We start from the raw sequence: 15,953 nt of genomic DNA on the forward strand, positions 1-15,953 counted from the left end.
TCGGGCAGAAGTTACCAACCGGTATGTAGTGACTTAACAAGCCGGCAACAGTAGAACCTGTTCCCACTCGTAGAGAGTGAGGAGTGTCACGTGGGTGACATCAACCAGCAGACCAACGATTCCAGGGGTGTTTCGCGCCGACGATTCATAGCTGGAACAGGTTCTATTCTTGGAGCAGTGAGCCTTGCCGGTCGCGCCGTCGCGGCCCCCGCGACCATCGCCACGGCGGCCTCGTCGATCCCGTCCGGCGCACACGTCCCCGTCCTCGTGATCGGCACCGGTTACGGCGGCTCGGTCGCCGCCCTGCGCCTCGCCCAGGCGGGCGTCGACGTGCAGATGGTCGAGATGGGCATGGCCTGGGACACACCGGGCTCGGACGGCAAGATCTTCGCCAACACGACCAGCCCCGACCAGCGTTCGTACTGGCTGCGGACCAGGACCAAACAGCCCCTCAGCAACTTCCTCGGCTTCCCCATCGACAAGGACATCCCCCGCTACACGGGGATCCTCGACGCCGAGGAGATGGGCCAGATCATCGTGTACCAGGGCCGCGGTGTCGGCGGCGGATCACTGGTCAACGGAGGTATGGCGGTCACTCCGAAGCGGGAGAACTTCGGCGCGATCCTCCCGTCGGTGAGCGCCGACGAGATGTACGCGACGTACTACCCGCGCGCCAACGCCACGCTCGGCACGGGCCTCGTCGACCCGGCGTGGTTCGACACGACCGACTGCTACCAGTACGCGCGGGTCGGCCGGAAGCAGGCCCAGCGCTCCGGCTTCCCCTTCGTCTTCGTGCCCGACGTGTACGACTGGGACTACATGAAGCAGGAGGCCGCGGGCACCGTCACCAAGTCGGCCCTCGCCGGGGAGATCCTCTACGGCAACAACTACGGCAAGAAGTCCCTCCAGAAGACCTACCTGGCCCAGGCCACGGCCACCGGCCGGGTCACCATCTCACCGCTGCACAAGGTCACTTCGGTCGCGCCCGCGTCCGGCGGCGGCTACACGGTCCTGATCGACCAGCTCAACACCACCGGGGACACGACGGCCACGAAGTCGGTGACCGCGGACCGGGTGTTCTTCGCGGCTGGAAGCGTCGGGACGAGCAAGCTCCTGGTCCGGCTGAAGGCGACCGGCGCGCTACCCGGCCTCAACGGCGAGATCGGCCAGGGCTGGGGCGACAACGGCAACGTCATGTGCGGCCGCGCCAACCACCTGTGGGATCCGACAGGTTCGCTCCAGGCCAGCATCCCCTGCGGGGGCATCGACAACTGGGCCGCGGGCGGGGCGTTCGCCGAAGTGGCGCCACTGCCCACGGGCATCGAGACCTGGGCGTCCTTCTACCTGTCCATCACCAAGAACCCGAACCGCGCCCAGTTCACCTGGAACGCGGCGACCGGGAACGTCGACCTCAACTGGCAGACCGCCTGGAAGCAGCCCGCGATCGACATGGCGAAGACGATCTTCGACAAGATCAACGCGAAGGAGGGCACGATCTACCGGACCGATCTCTTCGGCGTGTACAAGATCTGGGGCGACCATCTCACCTACCACCCGCTCGGCGGCGCCGTACTCAACAAGGCCACCGACAACTACGGGCGCCTGCGCGGCTATTCGGGCCTGTACGTGATCGACGGCGCGCTGATTCCCGGCAACACCAGCGTCAACCCGTTCGTCACCATCACCGCCCTCGCCGAACGGAACATCGAGAACATCATCGCCGTGGACCTCTAGGGCGTGTCCGCGACGTCACGTCGTCCGCCCCAGGCGGTGCGGACCCCGTGAGGGGTCCGGATCCGCTCGGAGGGCCGCGACGGCCTGCCGCCGGCCGCGTTCAGTGGGTCGGCAGCACGCACACGGCGTCCAGTCCCAGCACATGGTTGAGCCGGCCGAACGCCAGCCAGGAGCCGACACTCATGGTCAGCTCCACGATCTCCCGCTGGCTGTACGAGGCCGTCATCCGGGTCCAGAAGTCCTCGTCGAGACCGTGGTGATCCAGGGCGTACCGCTCCGCGTACTCGGCGGCCAGCCGCGTCCGGTCGTCGAAGGCATCGGTGGTACGCCACTGGGTCACCGCGTCGGCGAACTCCTCCTCGACCTTCAGCCCGTCGCGCTCCGTGCGCCAGTCGAGGCAGAACAGACACCCGTTGATCTGCGCGATGCGCAGCCGGGCGGCCTCGAACTCGCGCAGGCCCAGGGTCGTGTGCTCGTACACCGACAGGGAGAAGTTGGCGGCGGCCATGCCGATGCCGGGCACCATCTCGCCCCAGACGTAGCCGATCGGTTCCTGTCCTTCGGGAATGTCGACGCGCAGCGTCATGGGTCACTTCCTTCCGAGCCGGCCGACTGCGGGACGCAGCGGGACGTCGAGTGCGTCGTAGAGTCCTGGTTCCGCGTCCACCAGCCAGTCGATGGCACCGACGAGGCGGCCGACCGCGGTGGCGTTCCCGCCCGCGGACCGGTTCTCGCCCTCGTCGGTGGCCGCGACGGTGACCTCGATGCGCGGGCGGCCCTCGATGATCACCCGGTGGGCGCCGTCCCCGTCGGGCGGCGAGGGCCAGTCCGGTGCGCAGGAGGCGTGGATGCGGGTGATGTGCTCGATGACGATCCGGGGCTCTCCCCCGACGATCCCCCGCACCTCGAAGCGGACCGCGCCCTGGGTGCCGGCCGCGAACTCGCCCATGGTGCGGGTGCTCACGGTGCCGGTCAGCGGGCGGCGCTCCAACGTCTCGGTGATGTCGTCGAGTTCGACGCCCAGAGCCCGCGCCATGAGCCGTATCTGGCCGCCCCACACCATCGTCGGGATCGACGGGGCGAGCATGAGCGGCTCGTAGTCCATCGGCTGCCCCATGCCGACCAGGTACCGAACGGACTCCTCCTGTTCGTACGTGGAGTAGTCGAAGATCTCCTGGCAACGGATGGCGTCGATCGTGGTGCCCAGACCGCTGATCAGCAGGGGCAGGACGTCGTTGCCCCAGCCGGGATCGACTCCGGAGACGAACAGGGAGCCGCCCCCGTCGGCGACGGCGGCGAGCACGGGGTCCCGGAACTCGGGCGGGGCGCTGCGCTGGTCGTAGAGCGGATAGAGGGCGGGCGTGACGACCACCGCACCGGCCCGGATCGCCCTGGCGATGTCGGCGAGGGCCTCGTCGGGGCGGATGTCGCCGGTGGCCGCGTAGACGACGGCTCCGGGCCCCGAGGCCAGGACCGCGTCGATGTCGTCGCTCGCCGCGACACCGAGGCCGTGGCCGAGTCCGGCGAGCTCGCCCGCGTCACGGCCGACCTTGCCGGGATCGTGGACGAGCACGGCCGCGAGTTTCAGTTTCGGGTGGGCCTCGACGGCGCGGATGGCCGCGCGGCCGACGTTGCCGGTACCCCAGACCACCGTGGAAATCATGCGGCGGAGGGTAGCGAGACGGCCGCGAGGTTCCTATAGCCGCGACCGGGGAGAATTCCGGGCGACGACGCGAACTGTGGGACAGGCCCTAGTCTCGAAACATGGCCAAGTACTTCGACGTTCACCCGGACAACCCGCAGCGGCGCGTCATCACCCAGGTGGTGGAGATCGTCCGCAGCGGCGGGCTGATCGTCTACCCGACGGACTCCTGCTTCGCTCTCGGCTGCGCGCTCGGCAACCGGGACGGCATCGACCGCATCCGCTCGATCCGCCAGCTCGACGAGCGCCACCACTTCACGCTGATGTGCGAGGACTTCGCGCAGCTCGGACACTTCGTGCGGATCGACAACGCGGTCTTCCGCACGGTCAAGGCGGCCACACCCGGCCGCTACACCTTCATCCTCCCGGCGACGAAGGAGGCCCCGCGCCGGCTGCTGCACCCGAAGAAGAAGACCGTCGGGGTGCGGATCCCCGATCACGCGGTCGCCCAGGCGATCCTGGCCGAGCTCGGCGAGCCGCTGCTGTCGAGCACCCTGCTCCTGCCGGAGGAGGACAAGCCGCTGACCCAGGGCTGGGAGATCAAGGACCGCCTCGACCACGTGGTGGACGCCGTCATCGACTCCGGCGACTGCGGCACCGAGCCGACGACGGTGGTCGACTTCTCCGGCGCGGAGCCCGAGCTCGTACGCCTCGGAGCGGGCGACCCCTCCCGGTTCGAGTAGGCCGGGGAAACGGAACGCGACGTGGGTCGTCCTCACGGAGGACCCACGTCGCGGCCGATGCGGAGATGTCAGGTGTCGCTGGTCAGCTCGTCGTCACGGCAGTGTCGTCCACGACGAAGCTCGTCTGGAGCGAGGAGTCCTCGACACCGCTGAACTTGAGGCTCACCGTGGTGCCGGCGAACGAGGACAGGTCGAACGTCTTCTGCGTGTAGCCGGTGGCCTTGTTCAGGTTGGAGTAGGTCGCCAGCGTGGTCGAACCGGCAGTGACCGTCAGCTTGTCGTACTGCGAGCTGGTGGTGGTCTCCGCGGTGTCGATGTGCAGCCAGAAGGTGAACGAGGCCTTGCAGCCGCTGGGGATGGTCACCGACTGGGAGAGCGTGTCGGTGTGGGTGGAGCCGTAGCCGTCCAGCCAGGCCTTGTACGAACCGCCGTGGGCCGCCTCACCGGAGTCGGTGGTGATGACTCCGCTGCTCGCGGTCCAGGTGGTGGCACCGGACTCGAAGCCGGGGTTGCCGAGCAACTGCGTCGAGGTGCAGGTGCCGCCGCCACCGGAGGAGCTGACGGTCCAGGTGAAGGACGCGGTGCCGGTCGCCCCGGTGCTGTCCGTGACGGTCACCGTGGTGCTGTAGGTGCCGGCGGTGGTCGGGGTCCCGGTGATCGCGCCGGTGGAGCTGTTGATCGACAGCCCGGTGGGCAGACCGCCGGCGGAGTACGTCAGGGCGCCGCTGTTGGTGCTGCTGGCCGCGATCTGCAGGCTCACCGCGGTGCCCACGGTGGAGGACTGGCTGCCCGGGTTGGTGACGGTCACACCGCTGGTCGGCGGGGTGACGTGACCGCCGACGGCGATGCCCGCGAAGGCGTTCGCCACACCCGCGTACTGGGTGGAGCTCGCGCCGTACAGCGCGGTCGCGGCGTTCAGCGCGGCGGTGCGGGCGCCCGCGTAGTTGGTGGTCGACGTCATGTACGTCGTCAGCGCCTTGTACCAGATCTGCAGCGCGGCGGCGCGGCCGATGCCCGCGACGGCGACACCGTCGGAGGTCGAGCTGTTGTACGTGACGCCGTTGATGGTCTTGGAGCCGCTGCCCTCGGAGAGCAGGTAGAACATGTGGTTCGCCGGGCCCGAGGAGTAGTGGACGTCCAGGTTGCCGACGCCGGAGTACCAGGAGTCGGCGGAGGAACCGTCCTTGGACGGCTTGTCCATGTAACGCAGCGGGGTGCCGTCGCCGTTGATGTTGATCTTCTCGCCGATGAGGTAGTCGCCCACGTCGGTCGAGTTGTTGGCATAGAACTCCACGCCGGTGCCGAAGATGTCGGAGGTGGCCTCGTTGAGGCCGCCGGACTCACCGGTGTAGTTCAGGCCCGCGGTGTTGGAGGTGACGCCGTGGCTCATCTCGTGGCCCGCGACGTCGAGCGAGGTCAGCGCGTGGGTGCTGCTGGTGCCGTCGCCGTAGGTCATGCAGAAGCAGCTGTCGTCCCAGAAGGCGTTGACGTACGCCGTGCTGTAGTGGACGCGCGAGTAGGCGGCGACACCGTTGTTCTTGATGCCGCTGCGCCCGAAGGTGTTCTTGTAGAAGTCCCAGGTCATCTGGGCGCCGTAGGCGGCGTCCGCGCCGGCGGTCTGGGTGTTGGAACCCGCGCCGGTGCCCCAGACGTCGTCGGCGTCGGTCATCAGCGTGCCGGTGCCGGACGTGCCGTTGTTCAGCGAGTACGTCTTGTGGCCACCGCGGGTGGAGTCCGTGAGCTGGTACGTCGACCCCGACAGCGTGGTGTTGAGGGTGACCGTGCCGCTGTACTGGGTGTTGCCGGTGCCGGTCTGGATGCCCTCGTACCGGGTGATCTCCTTGCCGGTGGTGGCATCCGTGATGACGTGCAGCTTGCTCGGCGTGCCGTCGTCCTGGACACCGGTGACCACGGTCTCCCAGGCGAGCCGGGGGGTGCCGGCGCCGGCCCAGATCACCTTGCGGGCGCTGTCCGTGGCGGGCTTCTCGGCCTTCAGCGCCTTGGCCGTCTTCAGGGCCTGGGCTCCGGCGGTCGCCTTGGTGACGGCCGGGGTGGTGCTCGCGACCTTGATGGTGTGCTTGTTGGCGAAGGTCGTGCTCACCGTGCCGGTGGCCTGCGAGGCCGGCGGGGTGTGGACCACGAGGTCGCCGCCGAGCACCGGGAGACCGGCGTAGGTGCGCTCGTAACGGGTGTGCAGGGTGCCGTCGTTGTCCTTGACGACGTCCTTGACGACCAGCTTCTCCTTCGAGCCGAGACCGAGCGTGCCGGCGGTCGCGGTGGTCTGCTTCGATGCCTTCGTCAGCAGCGCCAGGTGCTGGGCCGGGGTGAGCTTTGCCTCAAGTCCCCCCGTGCGGAGGGGGGTTGTGTGGGGGGCGGGCTTGGCGACTGCCGGGACCGTCTGCACACCGACGGCCAGGAACGCGGCGGTGGCCACCAGGGCCCCGGCCGCAGTCGCCTGACGGGGGAAACGTCTCACTCGTACTCCTACGCCTTCGGCCGCGGTCGGCGGCCGGTGACAGACCGGACAGACGGGATGTGCTGTCCGGGAAGCGCTGAGCAGGGCGCGCGGGAACGCGGCTGTGGGCGGGCCATGGACGACCTGTCCCACAGGTGTGGGAAGGATTGCACTTTTGACCTAGCCATGACATGGCGTTGCCGGCGATCGAGGGTTATCCCTACGCCCCCGCGCCGAAACCCCCGCCGACCACGGCTTCTGACGGATCGGCAGCTCGCGCCAGGTGGTGACAGCCTTGGCGCCTCACCCGGCCGGGCCGGGCGGAAACCGCGTCAGGGCCGGCCCGCTCCCGGCACCTCGACGCGGACGGCGAGGACCCGGCCGGAGCCGGGCTCAACGAGCGCGGACTCCGTCATGCCGCGCCAGGCGGCGGCCACGACGAACAGCGTCCTCCTGTCCTGGCCGCCCAGTACGCAGGCGAAGCCACCCCGGTCGAGGTCCACCCGGTCCAGTACGGCGCCTCCCTCGGCGACGCGCACACAGCACCGGCCCGGCACGTCGGCGTACCAGACGGCGTCGGCCGCGTCGCAACAGATGCCGTCCGGGGTGCCCTCCCCCAGGTCGGCCCACACCCGGCGGCCCGACAGCGCGCCGTCCGGGCCGATGTCGAAGGCGAGCAGGGCGTGCCGGTAGGAGTCGGCGACGATCAGGGTCGAGCCGTCGGGGGTCACGGCCATCCCGTTGGGGAACGCGATGTCGTCCGCCACCTCGCGCACCGAACCGTCCGGGGTGACCAGCGAGACCGAGCCCGGCGCGAAGGCCTCGCCCGCCATCGGGTCGAACCCCGCCCTGTTGACGTAGGTGTTCCCGCGTTCGTCGACCACGATGTCGTTCCAGCCTTGCCGGCCCAGGTCCGCGTACGTGGCCAGGGAGCCGTCGGGCTCCCGCCGGAGCAGCAGGCCCTCCGCCGAGGAGACGATCAGCAGGCCCTGGTCGGGGTGCCGGTCGGTGCACAGCGGCAGCGACGCCACCCGCGCGACCACCTCGACGCGACCGTCGGCCGGATCGAGGGCGAGGACCTCGCCCGCGGTCCAGTCGGAGAAGTACAGCCGGCCGCCGTGCCAGCGCGGCGACTCGACCAGCCCACGTCCGTCGAGCAGCGTCCGGATCCCGTCCATCATCGTCACAGCCTTCGCTCAGCACCGGCCCGGCACCGGTGTCCCACTTCCAGAACGAACGGGCACCGGCCGGATCGACAGATCGGGGCCGGCGGCGGGCGCGGGGAGGCCGCGCCGCTCGGCGGGCCGCGATGATCGTCACATCGTTTAATGACGGAGTCGGAGGAGTCGTCTGCGAGCAGGAGCTGCCCATGTCGGCGACACAAGCCCCTTCAGCCGGCGGGCCCAGCAGGCCCGGGGTGCTGCAGCGGCTGGGCGAGTGGTGCGCCCGCCATTTCGTGATCGTCATCGTGGCGTGGCTCGTCGCGCTCGGTGTGCTCCAAGGGCTCAACCACTCGTTCGGCGGACAGTACTCGGACAACTTCCAACTGCCGGGGGTGCAGTCCACCGAGGGACTGGACGTCCTCAAGGAGCACGACCCGGCGGCGGGCGGCTACAGCAGCCAGATCGTGCTGCGCGACACCCAGAAGCCGCTGACCGACCTCAGCTCCCAGATGAGCCAGACCGTCAGCTCCCTGGAGAAGCTCCCGCACGTGCTGTCGGCGCAGAACCCGCTGCCGCCGCCCGGCTCCCAGCCGCCCTCGGGCCAGTCCCAGCAGCCGAACGTCGGGCCGCTGTCCAGCGACGGGAAGACCGGCTACATCACGGTCCGTTTCGACGTGCAGCCCTCGACCCTCGGCGACGACTACCTCCACGGCGTCGACAGCGCCGTCCAGCCGCTGCGGTCCGCGGGAGTCGACGTCGAGTACGGCGGGCCCCTGGGCGAACTGGCCCGGCCCGCGGCGAACGACAAGATCAGCGAACTGATCGGGTTCGGGGTGGCGATCGTCGTCCTGCTCGTCGGGTTCGGCAGCGTCATCGGGGCGGTTCTGCCGCTGGTGACCGCCCTGGTCAGCGTCGTGGGCGGGCTGGCCATCCTCGGCCTGCTGGCCGCCGCGACCTCCTTCGCGACGGTGTCACCGACGCTCGCCACCATGATCGGCCTGGGCGTCGGTATCGACTACGCCCTGTTCCTGAGCACCCGGCACCGGCAGAACCTCATCAACGGGCTCGACCCGGTGCGGGCGGCGGGCCGCGCCACCACCACCAGCGGGCGGGCGGTCCTGGTCTCGGGCTGCACCGTCATCATCGCCCTGGCAGGCCTGTCGGTCTCCGGCGTCTCGTTCATCAGCAAACTCGGCCTCGCGGCGGCCGTCACGGTCGTCTCGGCGGTGGCCGGCGCGCTGACGCTCGTACCCGCCCTGCTCGGGCTCATCGGCAAGCGCATCGACCGCTACCACGTGCGCACGCCGATCGCGGAGACGAACGCCGAACCCGGCGCGCCCGTCACCGGCACCTGGCACCGCTACGCGCTGCGCGTCGAGCGGCGCCCCTGGCAGTTCCTGACCGGCGGCCTGCTCACGGTCCTCATCCTGGCCATCCCCGTGTTCACGATCCAGCTCGGGCACATCGGTGACGGTGCCGACCCCACGTCCTTCACCGACAGGCGGGCGTTCGACATCATGTCGGACTCCTTCGGGCCCGGCTCCAACGGCCCGCTGACGGTCGTCATCGACCAGACGGACGTGCCGTCGGACAAGCGTTCCGCGCTGGCGTCACAGGCGCAGAAAACGGTCAGCGGGGTCTCGGGGGCGGCCGTGGTCACCCCGCTGACGGCCACGCAGGACGGGGACGTGCTGGTGGGCACCGTCTACTCCAAGGTGTCCCCGCAGAACAAGGACACCACGAACCTGACGAACCGCCTGGTCGACGACACCCTGCCGAAGGCCGTGTCCGGGTACGACGCCAAGGGCTACGTCACGGGCACGACGGCGGCCCAGGTCGACTTCCGCAACATCGTCGCGAGCCGGCTGCCCCTCATCATCCTCGTGGTGGTCGCGCTGGCCTTCATCATCATCCTGATCGTCTTCCGCGGACTGCTCGTCGCGCTCAAGGCGGCGATCCTCAACGTGCTCTCCATCGCCGCCTCGTACGGTGTCGTCGTGGCCGTCTTCCAGTGGGGCTGGGGCGGCCCGGCGCTCGGGGTCTCGGGCAAGGTGCCCATCGAGAGCTATGTCCCGATGATGATGTTCGCGATCATCTTCGGGCTCAGCATGGACTACGAGATCTTCCTGCTGTCGCGGGTCCACGAGTTCTGGCTGCGCACCGGGGACGCGAAGGCGAGTGTCGCGCACGCCCTGGAGATCACCGCGCGCGTGATCACCTGTGCCGCGCTGATCATGATGAGCGTCTTCGCCGCGTTCATCCTGAGCGACAACATCGTCGTCAAGATGCTCGGCCTCGGCCTGGCCGTGAGCGTGCTGATCGACGCGACGGTCGTACGACTCCTGATGGTCCCGGCCGTGATGACGCTGCTCGGCGCCCGCGCCTGGTGGACACCGCGCTGGCTGGACCGGATGCTCCCGCACATCGACCCCGAGGGCGACGACGTCGCGGTTCCGGCTCCCGGCGGCCCTCCCGCCGGCGGCTGAGGACCGCGCCGCGCCGGCCGGCGGCCGAGAACCCGGCCGCGCCGGCGGGCGGCTCGATCCCCTACGCGCCCCGCGGACGCGGGGCGCGCGCCGGTTCCCCACCCGCCGCGGGGCGGTCCCGATCCCGCCCCGCCCCGCCCCGCCCCGCGGCCGAGGAAATCCGAGTGCCCCGGACGGCAGTCGTCCCTAGCATGACCGGATGCCCCGCATCGAACGCCTCCGCCCCGGCCACGCGGCCGCGCTGCTCGCCTTCGAGCGGGAGAACCGCGCGTACTTCGCCGCCACGATCCCCGACCGCGGCGACGCCTTCTTCGACCGGTTCGACACCCTCCTGGGCGAGCGGCTGGCCGAACAGGCCACGGGCCTCGCCCAGTTCCACCTCGTGGTGGACGATGCCGGCGCGGTGCTCGCCCGCGTCAACCTGATCGACCTGGAGCACGGTTCGGCCGACCTCGGCTACCGCGTCGCCGAGCGGGCCACGGGGCGGGGACTCGCCACGGCCGCCGTACGCGAGATGTGCGCCCTGGCCGCGAGCGCGTACGGCCTGAGCGCCCTGCGCGCCCGCACGACCGCCGACAACGGGGCGTCCCGGACGGTCCTGGCCCGCAACGGATTCCTCGTCACGGGCGAGGTCGAGCTGAACGGACGTCCGGGACTTCGCTTCTCACGGGAGCTCGCCGAAGCCGGACCCACCGGCCCCGCCGGGTTCCCGGCCGCCGGGGCCGTGCTCGGGGCCGGTCGCGCGGCCCGTCAGGACAGTGGTTCGGCGGCCGGGTTGATCGGCGACTGATAGGCGCCGCTGGCCAGCATGCGGACCTCACCGGCCGGGCTGATCTCGGCGCGGAGGATGCCGGTGTGATCGCTGTACACCGGGTTGCCGCCCGGTCCCTTGGCGGTCGTCCGCTCGACGACCACCTCGTCCGTCACCATGCGGGCGTCCGGTCCGGGATGGGTGAAGGTCAGCCGGTAGCGGTCCACAGTCTTCATCAAAGCCCTCCGCGCCGAAGCGACAAATTCAGGTAATAGGGACTATGTCTCCATCATGCGTCCCCACACGCACGCGCCGCTTCGCCGGCGCCCTGCCGCCCGCCGGCCGACGGCACGCCTCACGGGGCACTCGATCACGGTGTGTGACGCCCCTCGCCACGGGACGCCGGGCAGTGTAGACATAGCTCATGGTCGGACTATTGGGTCGAACCCGGGCTCAGTCGACCCGCCGCCCCAGTACAGCGCGCCCCGAGCGCGGGCGACACGACGGCAAGCACGGGAACGGCCCGTCCAGCGGGCTACGCTCCGCCATCGGCGGGCGCAGTGTCGCCGGACAGGTGTTCGTCCTGCAAGTGGTGATCGTGCTGCTCCTGGTCGTCGCCGCGGTGGTCGCACTGGTACTCCAGGTGCGGCATGACACGACGCAGGAGGCCCGCAACCGCTCGCTCGCCGTCGCGGAGACCTTCGCCAACGCGCCCGGCACCCGCGCCGCCCTCGCCGCCCCCGACCCCACGGCCGTGCTGCAGCCCCGCGCCGAGGCCGCCCGCAAGGCGTCGAACGTGGACTTCATCGTCGTGATGAACACGGACGCGATCCGCTACACCCACCCCAAGCCCGACCGGATCGGCAAGAAGTTCATCGGGACCACCGCACCGGTCCTGGCGGGCCACTCCGTCGTCGAGCAGGTCAACGGGACGCTCGGACCGCTGGTGCAGGCCACCGTCCCCGTCGAGGCGCCCGGCGGAGAGGTCGTCGGCATGGTGTCCGCCGGCATCACCACGAAGAACGTGGGCGGCGCCGCCGACCATCAGCTCCCGCTCCTGCTGGGCGCCGCCGCCGCCGCGCTCGCCCTGGCGACCGCGAGCACCGCGCTGGTGAGCCGACGCCTGCTGCGCCAGACGCACGGCCTCGGCCCGTACGAGATGACCCGGATGTACGAGCACCACGACGCCGTGCTGCACTCCGTCCGGGAAGGAGTGATCATCGTCGGCGCGGAGGGGCAGTTGCTCCTGGCCAACGACGAGGCGAACCGCCTGCTCGACCTGCCCCCGGACGCCGAGGGACAGCACGTCCAGCGGCTCGGCCTCGACGCGGGCACCGCCGAACTGCTGGCCTCCGGCCGCGTCGCCACCGACGAGGTCCATCTCGTCGGGGACCAGCTCCTGGCCGTCAACCAGCGGCCCACCCATCTGCGGGGCGGACCGGCCGGCAGCGTCGCCACCCTCCGCGACTCCACGGAACTGCGCGCGCTCTCCGGCCGGGCCGAGATCGCCCGCGAACGGCTCAAACTCCTCTACGACGCCGGCGTGCGCATCGGCACGAGCCTGGACGTCACCAGGACGGCCGAGGAACTGACGGCGGTCGCGGTCCCCCGGTTCGCGGACTTCGTGACCGTCGACCTGGCCGACGCGGTGCTGAACGGACAGGAGCCGGACGCGGGCACCGGGCTGCGCCGCACCGCCGCGGGCGGCATCCGCGAGGACGCCCCGCTCTATCCGGTCGGCGAGCACATCGGCTTCGTACCGTCGACCCCGCAGGCCCACAGCCTGCGCACCGGAGAGGCCGTGGTCGAGCCCGATCTCGGCGGTGCCCCGGGCTGGCTGGCCCAGGACCCGCGGCGCACCGCACGCGTCGTCGACTACGGAATCCACTCCCTCATCACCGTCCCCCTGCGCGTCGGCCCGCTGGTGATGGGCGTGGTCAACTTCTGGCGCTCCGAGAAGCCCGACCCCTTCGACGCGGACGATCTCGCCCTCGCCGAGGAACTGGTCGCCCGCGCCGCGGTCTCCATCGACAACGCGCGCCGCTACACGCGCGAGCACACGATGGCCGTGACCCTCCAGCGCAGCCTCCTGCCGCGCACCCTGCCCCACCAGAGCGCCCTCGACCTCGCCTACCGCTATCTGCCGGCCCAGGCCGGGGTCGGCGGCGACTGGTTCGACGTGCTGCCGCTGCCCGGGGCCCGGGTCGCGGTCGTCGTCGGCGACGTGGTCGGCCACGGGCTGCTGGCCGCCGCGACGATGGGCCGGCTGCGTACGGCGGTCCACAACTTCTCCGCCCTCGACCTGCCGCCCGACGAACTCCTCGGACTGCTGGACGAGCTGGTCGGCCGGATCGACCAGGACGAGCTCCCCGAGGACAGCAGAGCCGCCGTCACGGGCGCCACCTGCGTGTACGCGGTGTACGACCCGACGACGCGGCGCTGTACCGTCGCCCGCGCCGGACACCCGCCGCCCGCGGTCATCCACCCGGACGGCAGCGTCGAGTTCCCCGACGTGCCGGCCGGGCCGCCGCTCGGCCTGGGCGGTCTCCCGTTCGAGACGGCCGAGCTGGAACTGGCGGAGGGCAGCCGGCTCGTGCTGTACACCGACGGTCTGGTCGAGGACCGGAAACGGGACATCGACGTCGGGCTCGACATGCTGCGCACGGCGCTGACGGGAGCCGACCGCTCGCCGGAGGACACCTGCCAGCGAGCCCTGGACGCCCTGCTGCCGGACCGGCCGAGCGACGACATCGCCCTGATCGTGGCGCGTACCAACGCCCTCGATCCCGACCGGATCGCCTCCTGGGAGGTGCCGTCCGAACCGGCCGCCGTGGGCGGGATGCGTGCCTCGGTCAGCCGGCAACTGGCGCACTGGGGCCTCGACGAGCTGGCGTTCACCACGGAGCTGATCCTCAGCGAGCTGGTGACCAACGCGATCCGCTACGGCAACGGGCCGATCAGGGTCCGCATGCTGCTGGACCGGGCGCTGATCTGCGAGGTCTTCGACGGCAGCAACACCTCGCCCCACCTGCGGTACGCGGCGACGACGGACGAGGGCGGACGGGGCCTGTTCCTGGTCGCCCAGCTCACCGACCGCTGGGGAACGCGGTACACGCCGGAGGGCAAGGTCATCTGGGCGGAGCAGCCGCTGCCCTGAGGATTCCGCGCCCTGAGGATTCCGCCGGGTCCGGATCGGCCGGGGCGGACCTGGATCAGCCGGGGGCGGACGGTCCGCCGTCCCGGGTGTCCGACTCCCCCGCCGGGGTCGCTCCGGCCGAGGCACCCTCTCCGTCGCCGGCCCCGTCCCCGGGCGTCATCGCGGCGGCCCCTCCCTGGAGCCGCTCCAGGTCGGACGGGCGCACCTGGATGACGAGCACGGCGACCAGCGCGGCGACGACCGCGAAGGCGGCGGCGGCGACGAACGCTCCCGAGATGCCCGACGTCAGCACCTGGCTGCTCCAGGGCGCCGGAAGCTGTCCCGTCCTGCGGAACTGCAGTTGCTGCGCCGGGGTCGCGGTCTGCAGGAACTTCGCGACCTGGTCGGTGGCCTCGTTGCGGCTCGCCGTGCCGAAGACCGTGACCAGTACGGACAGACCGAGGGAACCGCCGACCTGCTGGGTGGCGTTGAGGATGCCGGAGGCGGCGCCCGTCTCCTTGGGCTCGACTCCCGACACCGCCATCAGCGTCAGCGAGACGAACTGCAGACCCATGCCGAAGCCGAACACCAGGGTGGGTCCGAGGATGCTGCCGAGGTAGGTGCTGTTGACGTCGGTCAGCGTCAGCCAGCCGAGGCCCAGCGCGGCCAGGATCGCGCCGACGGCCATGAAGGGTTTGGGACCCCATCGGGGCAGGAAGTTGGACGCCACGCCCGCGCCGATCGCGATGATCACACTCACCGGCAGGAAGGCGAAGCCGGCCTTGAGCGGGCTGAAGCCGAGGATGTTCTGCACGAAGAGGGTGAGGAAGAAGAACATCCCGAAGATGGCGGCGGACAGGCTGAGCATCATCGCGTAGACGCCCGAGCGGTTGCGGTCGCGGAACATCCACAGGGGCGTGATGGGCTGTCTCGACCGGCGTTCGACGGCGATGAAAGAGATCAGGAACACGAGCGCGGCGCCGAAGGCCCCGAGGGTGAGGGGATCGCTCCAGCCCTCCTCCGAGGCCCGGATGAAGCCGTAGACCAGCAACACCATGCCGAGGGTGGAGGTGAGGGCGCCGAGGAGGTCGAAGTGGCCCGGATGCCGCTCGGATTCCCTGATGTAGCGGGGTGTCGCGAGCACGATCAGCAGACCGATGGGGACGTTCACGAAGAACACCCAGCGCCAGTCGAGCCACTCGACCAGGATGCCTCCCGCGAGCAGCCCGATCGCGCTGCCGCCCGCGGATACGGCGGCGAACACGCCGAACGCCCGGTTGCGCTCGGGGCCTTCACGGAAGGTGGTGGTGATCAGCGACAGGGCCGTGGGCGAGGCGATGGCACCGCCGACACCCTGCAGAGCGCGGGCCGCGAGCAACTGCCAGGAGTCCTGGGAGAGTCCGCCGAGCAGCGACGCGAACACGAAGAGCAGCACGCCGAAGATGAACATCCGGCGTCTGCCGAGGATGTCGCCGGAGCGTCCGCCGAGCAGCAGCAGACCACCGAAGGTCAGCGTGTAGGCGTTGATCACCCAGGACAGGTTCTCGGTCGAGAAGCCGAGCGAGGTCTGGATGTGCGGCAGCGCGATGTTCACGATGGTGATGTCGAGGACCACCATGAGCTGACACGAGGCGATGACGAGGAGTGCGATACCGCTGCCTCGTCCCCGCTGCGGGGATTCGGCAGACTCGGAGGATGTCACGTGATCGGCCGTCATCGGGGAAGGCCCTGCATCTCGGGTCGGCGGTGAACATGGTTGCTCACTCCATCGACGTTAAGCCTGCCCGCCCGGCCTCACCAATCGATCAACGACCGGCCCCCGGATCGCCGTCCTCCCTGGCCG

At 70.4% G+C, this 15,953-nt stretch carries 11 protein-coding genes; 5 read left to right on the forward strand and 6 right to left on the reverse strand.

Features of this window, described 5'->3' with window-relative positions:
- The first annotated feature begins 90 nt into the window (after positions 1 to 90).
- A complete protein-coding gene (locus ACFRIC_RS03510; protein ID WP_382778808.1) occupies positions 91 to 1,734 on the forward strand; it encodes a GMC oxidoreductase in 1,644 nt (547 codons plus the stop codon).
- A 100-nt stretch (positions 1,735 to 1,834) separates the two neighbouring features.
- Here ACFRIC_RS03510 and ACFRIC_RS03515 read toward each other — a convergent pair whose 3' ends face one another.
- Complete coding sequence (locus ACFRIC_RS03515) at positions 1,835 to 2,314, reverse strand: carboxymuconolactone decarboxylase family protein (RefSeq protein WP_382778900.1); 480 nt, start codon at positions 2,312 to 2,314, stop codon at positions 1,835 to 1,837.
- Positions 2,315 to 2,323: 9 nt separating this feature from the next.
- Positions 2,324 to 3,397, reverse strand: coding sequence for a dihydrodipicolinate reductase (locus ACFRIC_RS03520; RefSeq protein ID WP_382778809.1), 1,074 nt, complete (start codon positions 3,395 to 3,397; stop codon positions 2,324 to 2,326).
- Between the two features lie 101 nt (positions 3,398 to 3,498).
- On the opposite strand from ACFRIC_RS03520, the gene ACFRIC_RS03525 reads away from it, so the two are divergent.
- On the forward strand, positions 3,499 to 4,119 hold the full coding sequence (locus ACFRIC_RS03525; protein WP_382778810.1) for an L-threonylcarbamoyladenylate synthase: 621 nt from the start codon (positions 3,499 to 3,501) through the stop codon (positions 4,117 to 4,119).
- Positions 4,120 to 4,201: 82 nt separating this feature from the next.
- Here ACFRIC_RS03525 and ACFRIC_RS03530 read toward each other — a convergent pair whose 3' ends face one another.
- Both ACFRIC_RS03530 and ACFRIC_RS03535 read right to left on the reverse strand, forming a co-directional pair.
- Positions 4,202 to 6,595 (reverse strand): M4 family metallopeptidase, encoded by a 2,394-nt coding sequence (locus ACFRIC_RS03530; RefSeq protein ID WP_382778811.1) that lies wholly within the window; start codon positions 6,593 to 6,595, stop codon positions 4,202 to 4,204.
- Positions 6,596 to 6,906: 311 nt separating this feature from the next.
- Complete coding sequence (locus ACFRIC_RS03535; RefSeq protein ID WP_382778812.1) at positions 6,907 to 7,755, reverse strand: SMP-30/gluconolactonase/LRE family protein; 849 nt, start codon at positions 7,753 to 7,755, stop codon at positions 6,907 to 6,909.
- Between the two features lie 188 nt (positions 7,756 to 7,943).
- Between ACFRIC_RS03535 and ACFRIC_RS03540 the strand changes: the two genes are divergently transcribed.
- The gene (locus tag ACFRIC_RS03540; protein WP_382778813.1) at positions 7,944 to 10,223 is read left to right on the forward strand and encodes an MMPL family transporter; all 2,280 of its coding nucleotides are present in this window, start codon (positions 7,944 to 7,946) and stop codon (positions 10,221 to 10,223) included.
- A 199-nt stretch (positions 10,224 to 10,422) separates the two neighbouring features.
- Positions 10,423 to 11,013 (forward strand): GNAT family N-acetyltransferase, encoded by a 591-nt coding sequence (locus ACFRIC_RS03545; protein ID WP_382778814.1) that lies wholly within the window; start codon positions 10,423 to 10,425, stop codon positions 11,011 to 11,013.
- Here ACFRIC_RS03545 and ACFRIC_RS03550 read toward each other — a convergent pair.
- Entirely contained in the window at positions 10,974 to 11,210 is a 237-nt protein-coding gene (locus ACFRIC_RS03550) for a DUF6296 family protein (RefSeq protein WP_382778815.1), read from the reverse strand. The two genes, ACFRIC_RS03545 and ACFRIC_RS03550, sit on opposite strands and share 40 nt — an antisense overlap.
- Before the next feature lie 188 nt (positions 11,211 to 11,398).
- Here ACFRIC_RS03550 and ACFRIC_RS03555 point away from each other — a divergent pair, with 188 nt between their 5' ends.
- On the forward strand, positions 11,399 to 14,131 hold the full coding sequence (locus ACFRIC_RS03555) for a SpoIIE family protein phosphatase (RefSeq protein ID WP_382778816.1): 2,733 nt from the start codon (positions 11,399 to 11,401) through the stop codon (positions 14,129 to 14,131).
- A gap of 55 nt (positions 14,132 to 14,186) precedes the next feature.
- Here ACFRIC_RS03555 and ACFRIC_RS03560 read toward each other — a convergent pair whose 3' ends face one another.
- On the reverse strand, positions 14,187 to 15,827 hold the full coding sequence (locus ACFRIC_RS03560) for an MFS transporter (protein WP_382778817.1): 1,641 nt from the start codon (positions 15,825 to 15,827) through the stop codon (positions 14,187 to 14,189).
- Positions 15,828 to 15,953: the final 126 nt, after the last annotated feature.

Source organism: Streptomyces sp. NPDC056738 (genome assembly GCF_042790435.1).
Taxonomy (GTDB): Bacteria; Actinomycetota; Actinomycetes; order Streptomycetales; family Streptomycetaceae; genus Streptomyces.

Coding starts and splice junctions, on each gene's coding strand:
- ACFRIC_RS03555 (WP_382778816.1), top strand. CDS start 11,399: ATGGTCGGACTATTGGGTCGAACCCGGGCTCAGTCGACCCGCCGCCCC.
- ACFRIC_RS03520 (WP_382778809.1), bottom strand. CDS start 3,397: ATGATTTCCACGGTGGTCTGGGGTACCGGCAACGTCGGCCGCGCGGCC.
- ACFRIC_RS03540 (WP_382778813.1), top strand. CDS start 7,944: ATGTCGGCGACACAAGCCCCTTCAGCCGGCGGGCCCAGCAGGCCCGGG.
- ACFRIC_RS03550 (WP_382778815.1), bottom strand. CDS start 11,210: ATGAAGACTGTGGACCGCTACCGGCTGACCTTCACCCATCCCGGACCG.
- ACFRIC_RS03525 (WP_382778810.1), top strand. CDS start 3,499: ATGGCCAAGTACTTCGACGTTCACCCGGACAACCCGCAGCGGCGCGTC.
- ACFRIC_RS03545 (WP_382778814.1), top strand. CDS start 10,423: ATGCCCCGCATCGAACGCCTCCGCCCCGGCCACGCGGCCGCGCTGCTC.
- ACFRIC_RS03560 (WP_382778817.1), bottom strand. CDS start 15,827: ATGACGGCCGATCACGTGACATCCTCCGAGTCTGCCGAATCCCCGCAG.
- ACFRIC_RS03535 (WP_382778812.1), bottom strand. CDS start 7,755: ATGATGGACGGGATCCGGACGCTGCTCGACGGACGTGGGCTGGTCGAG.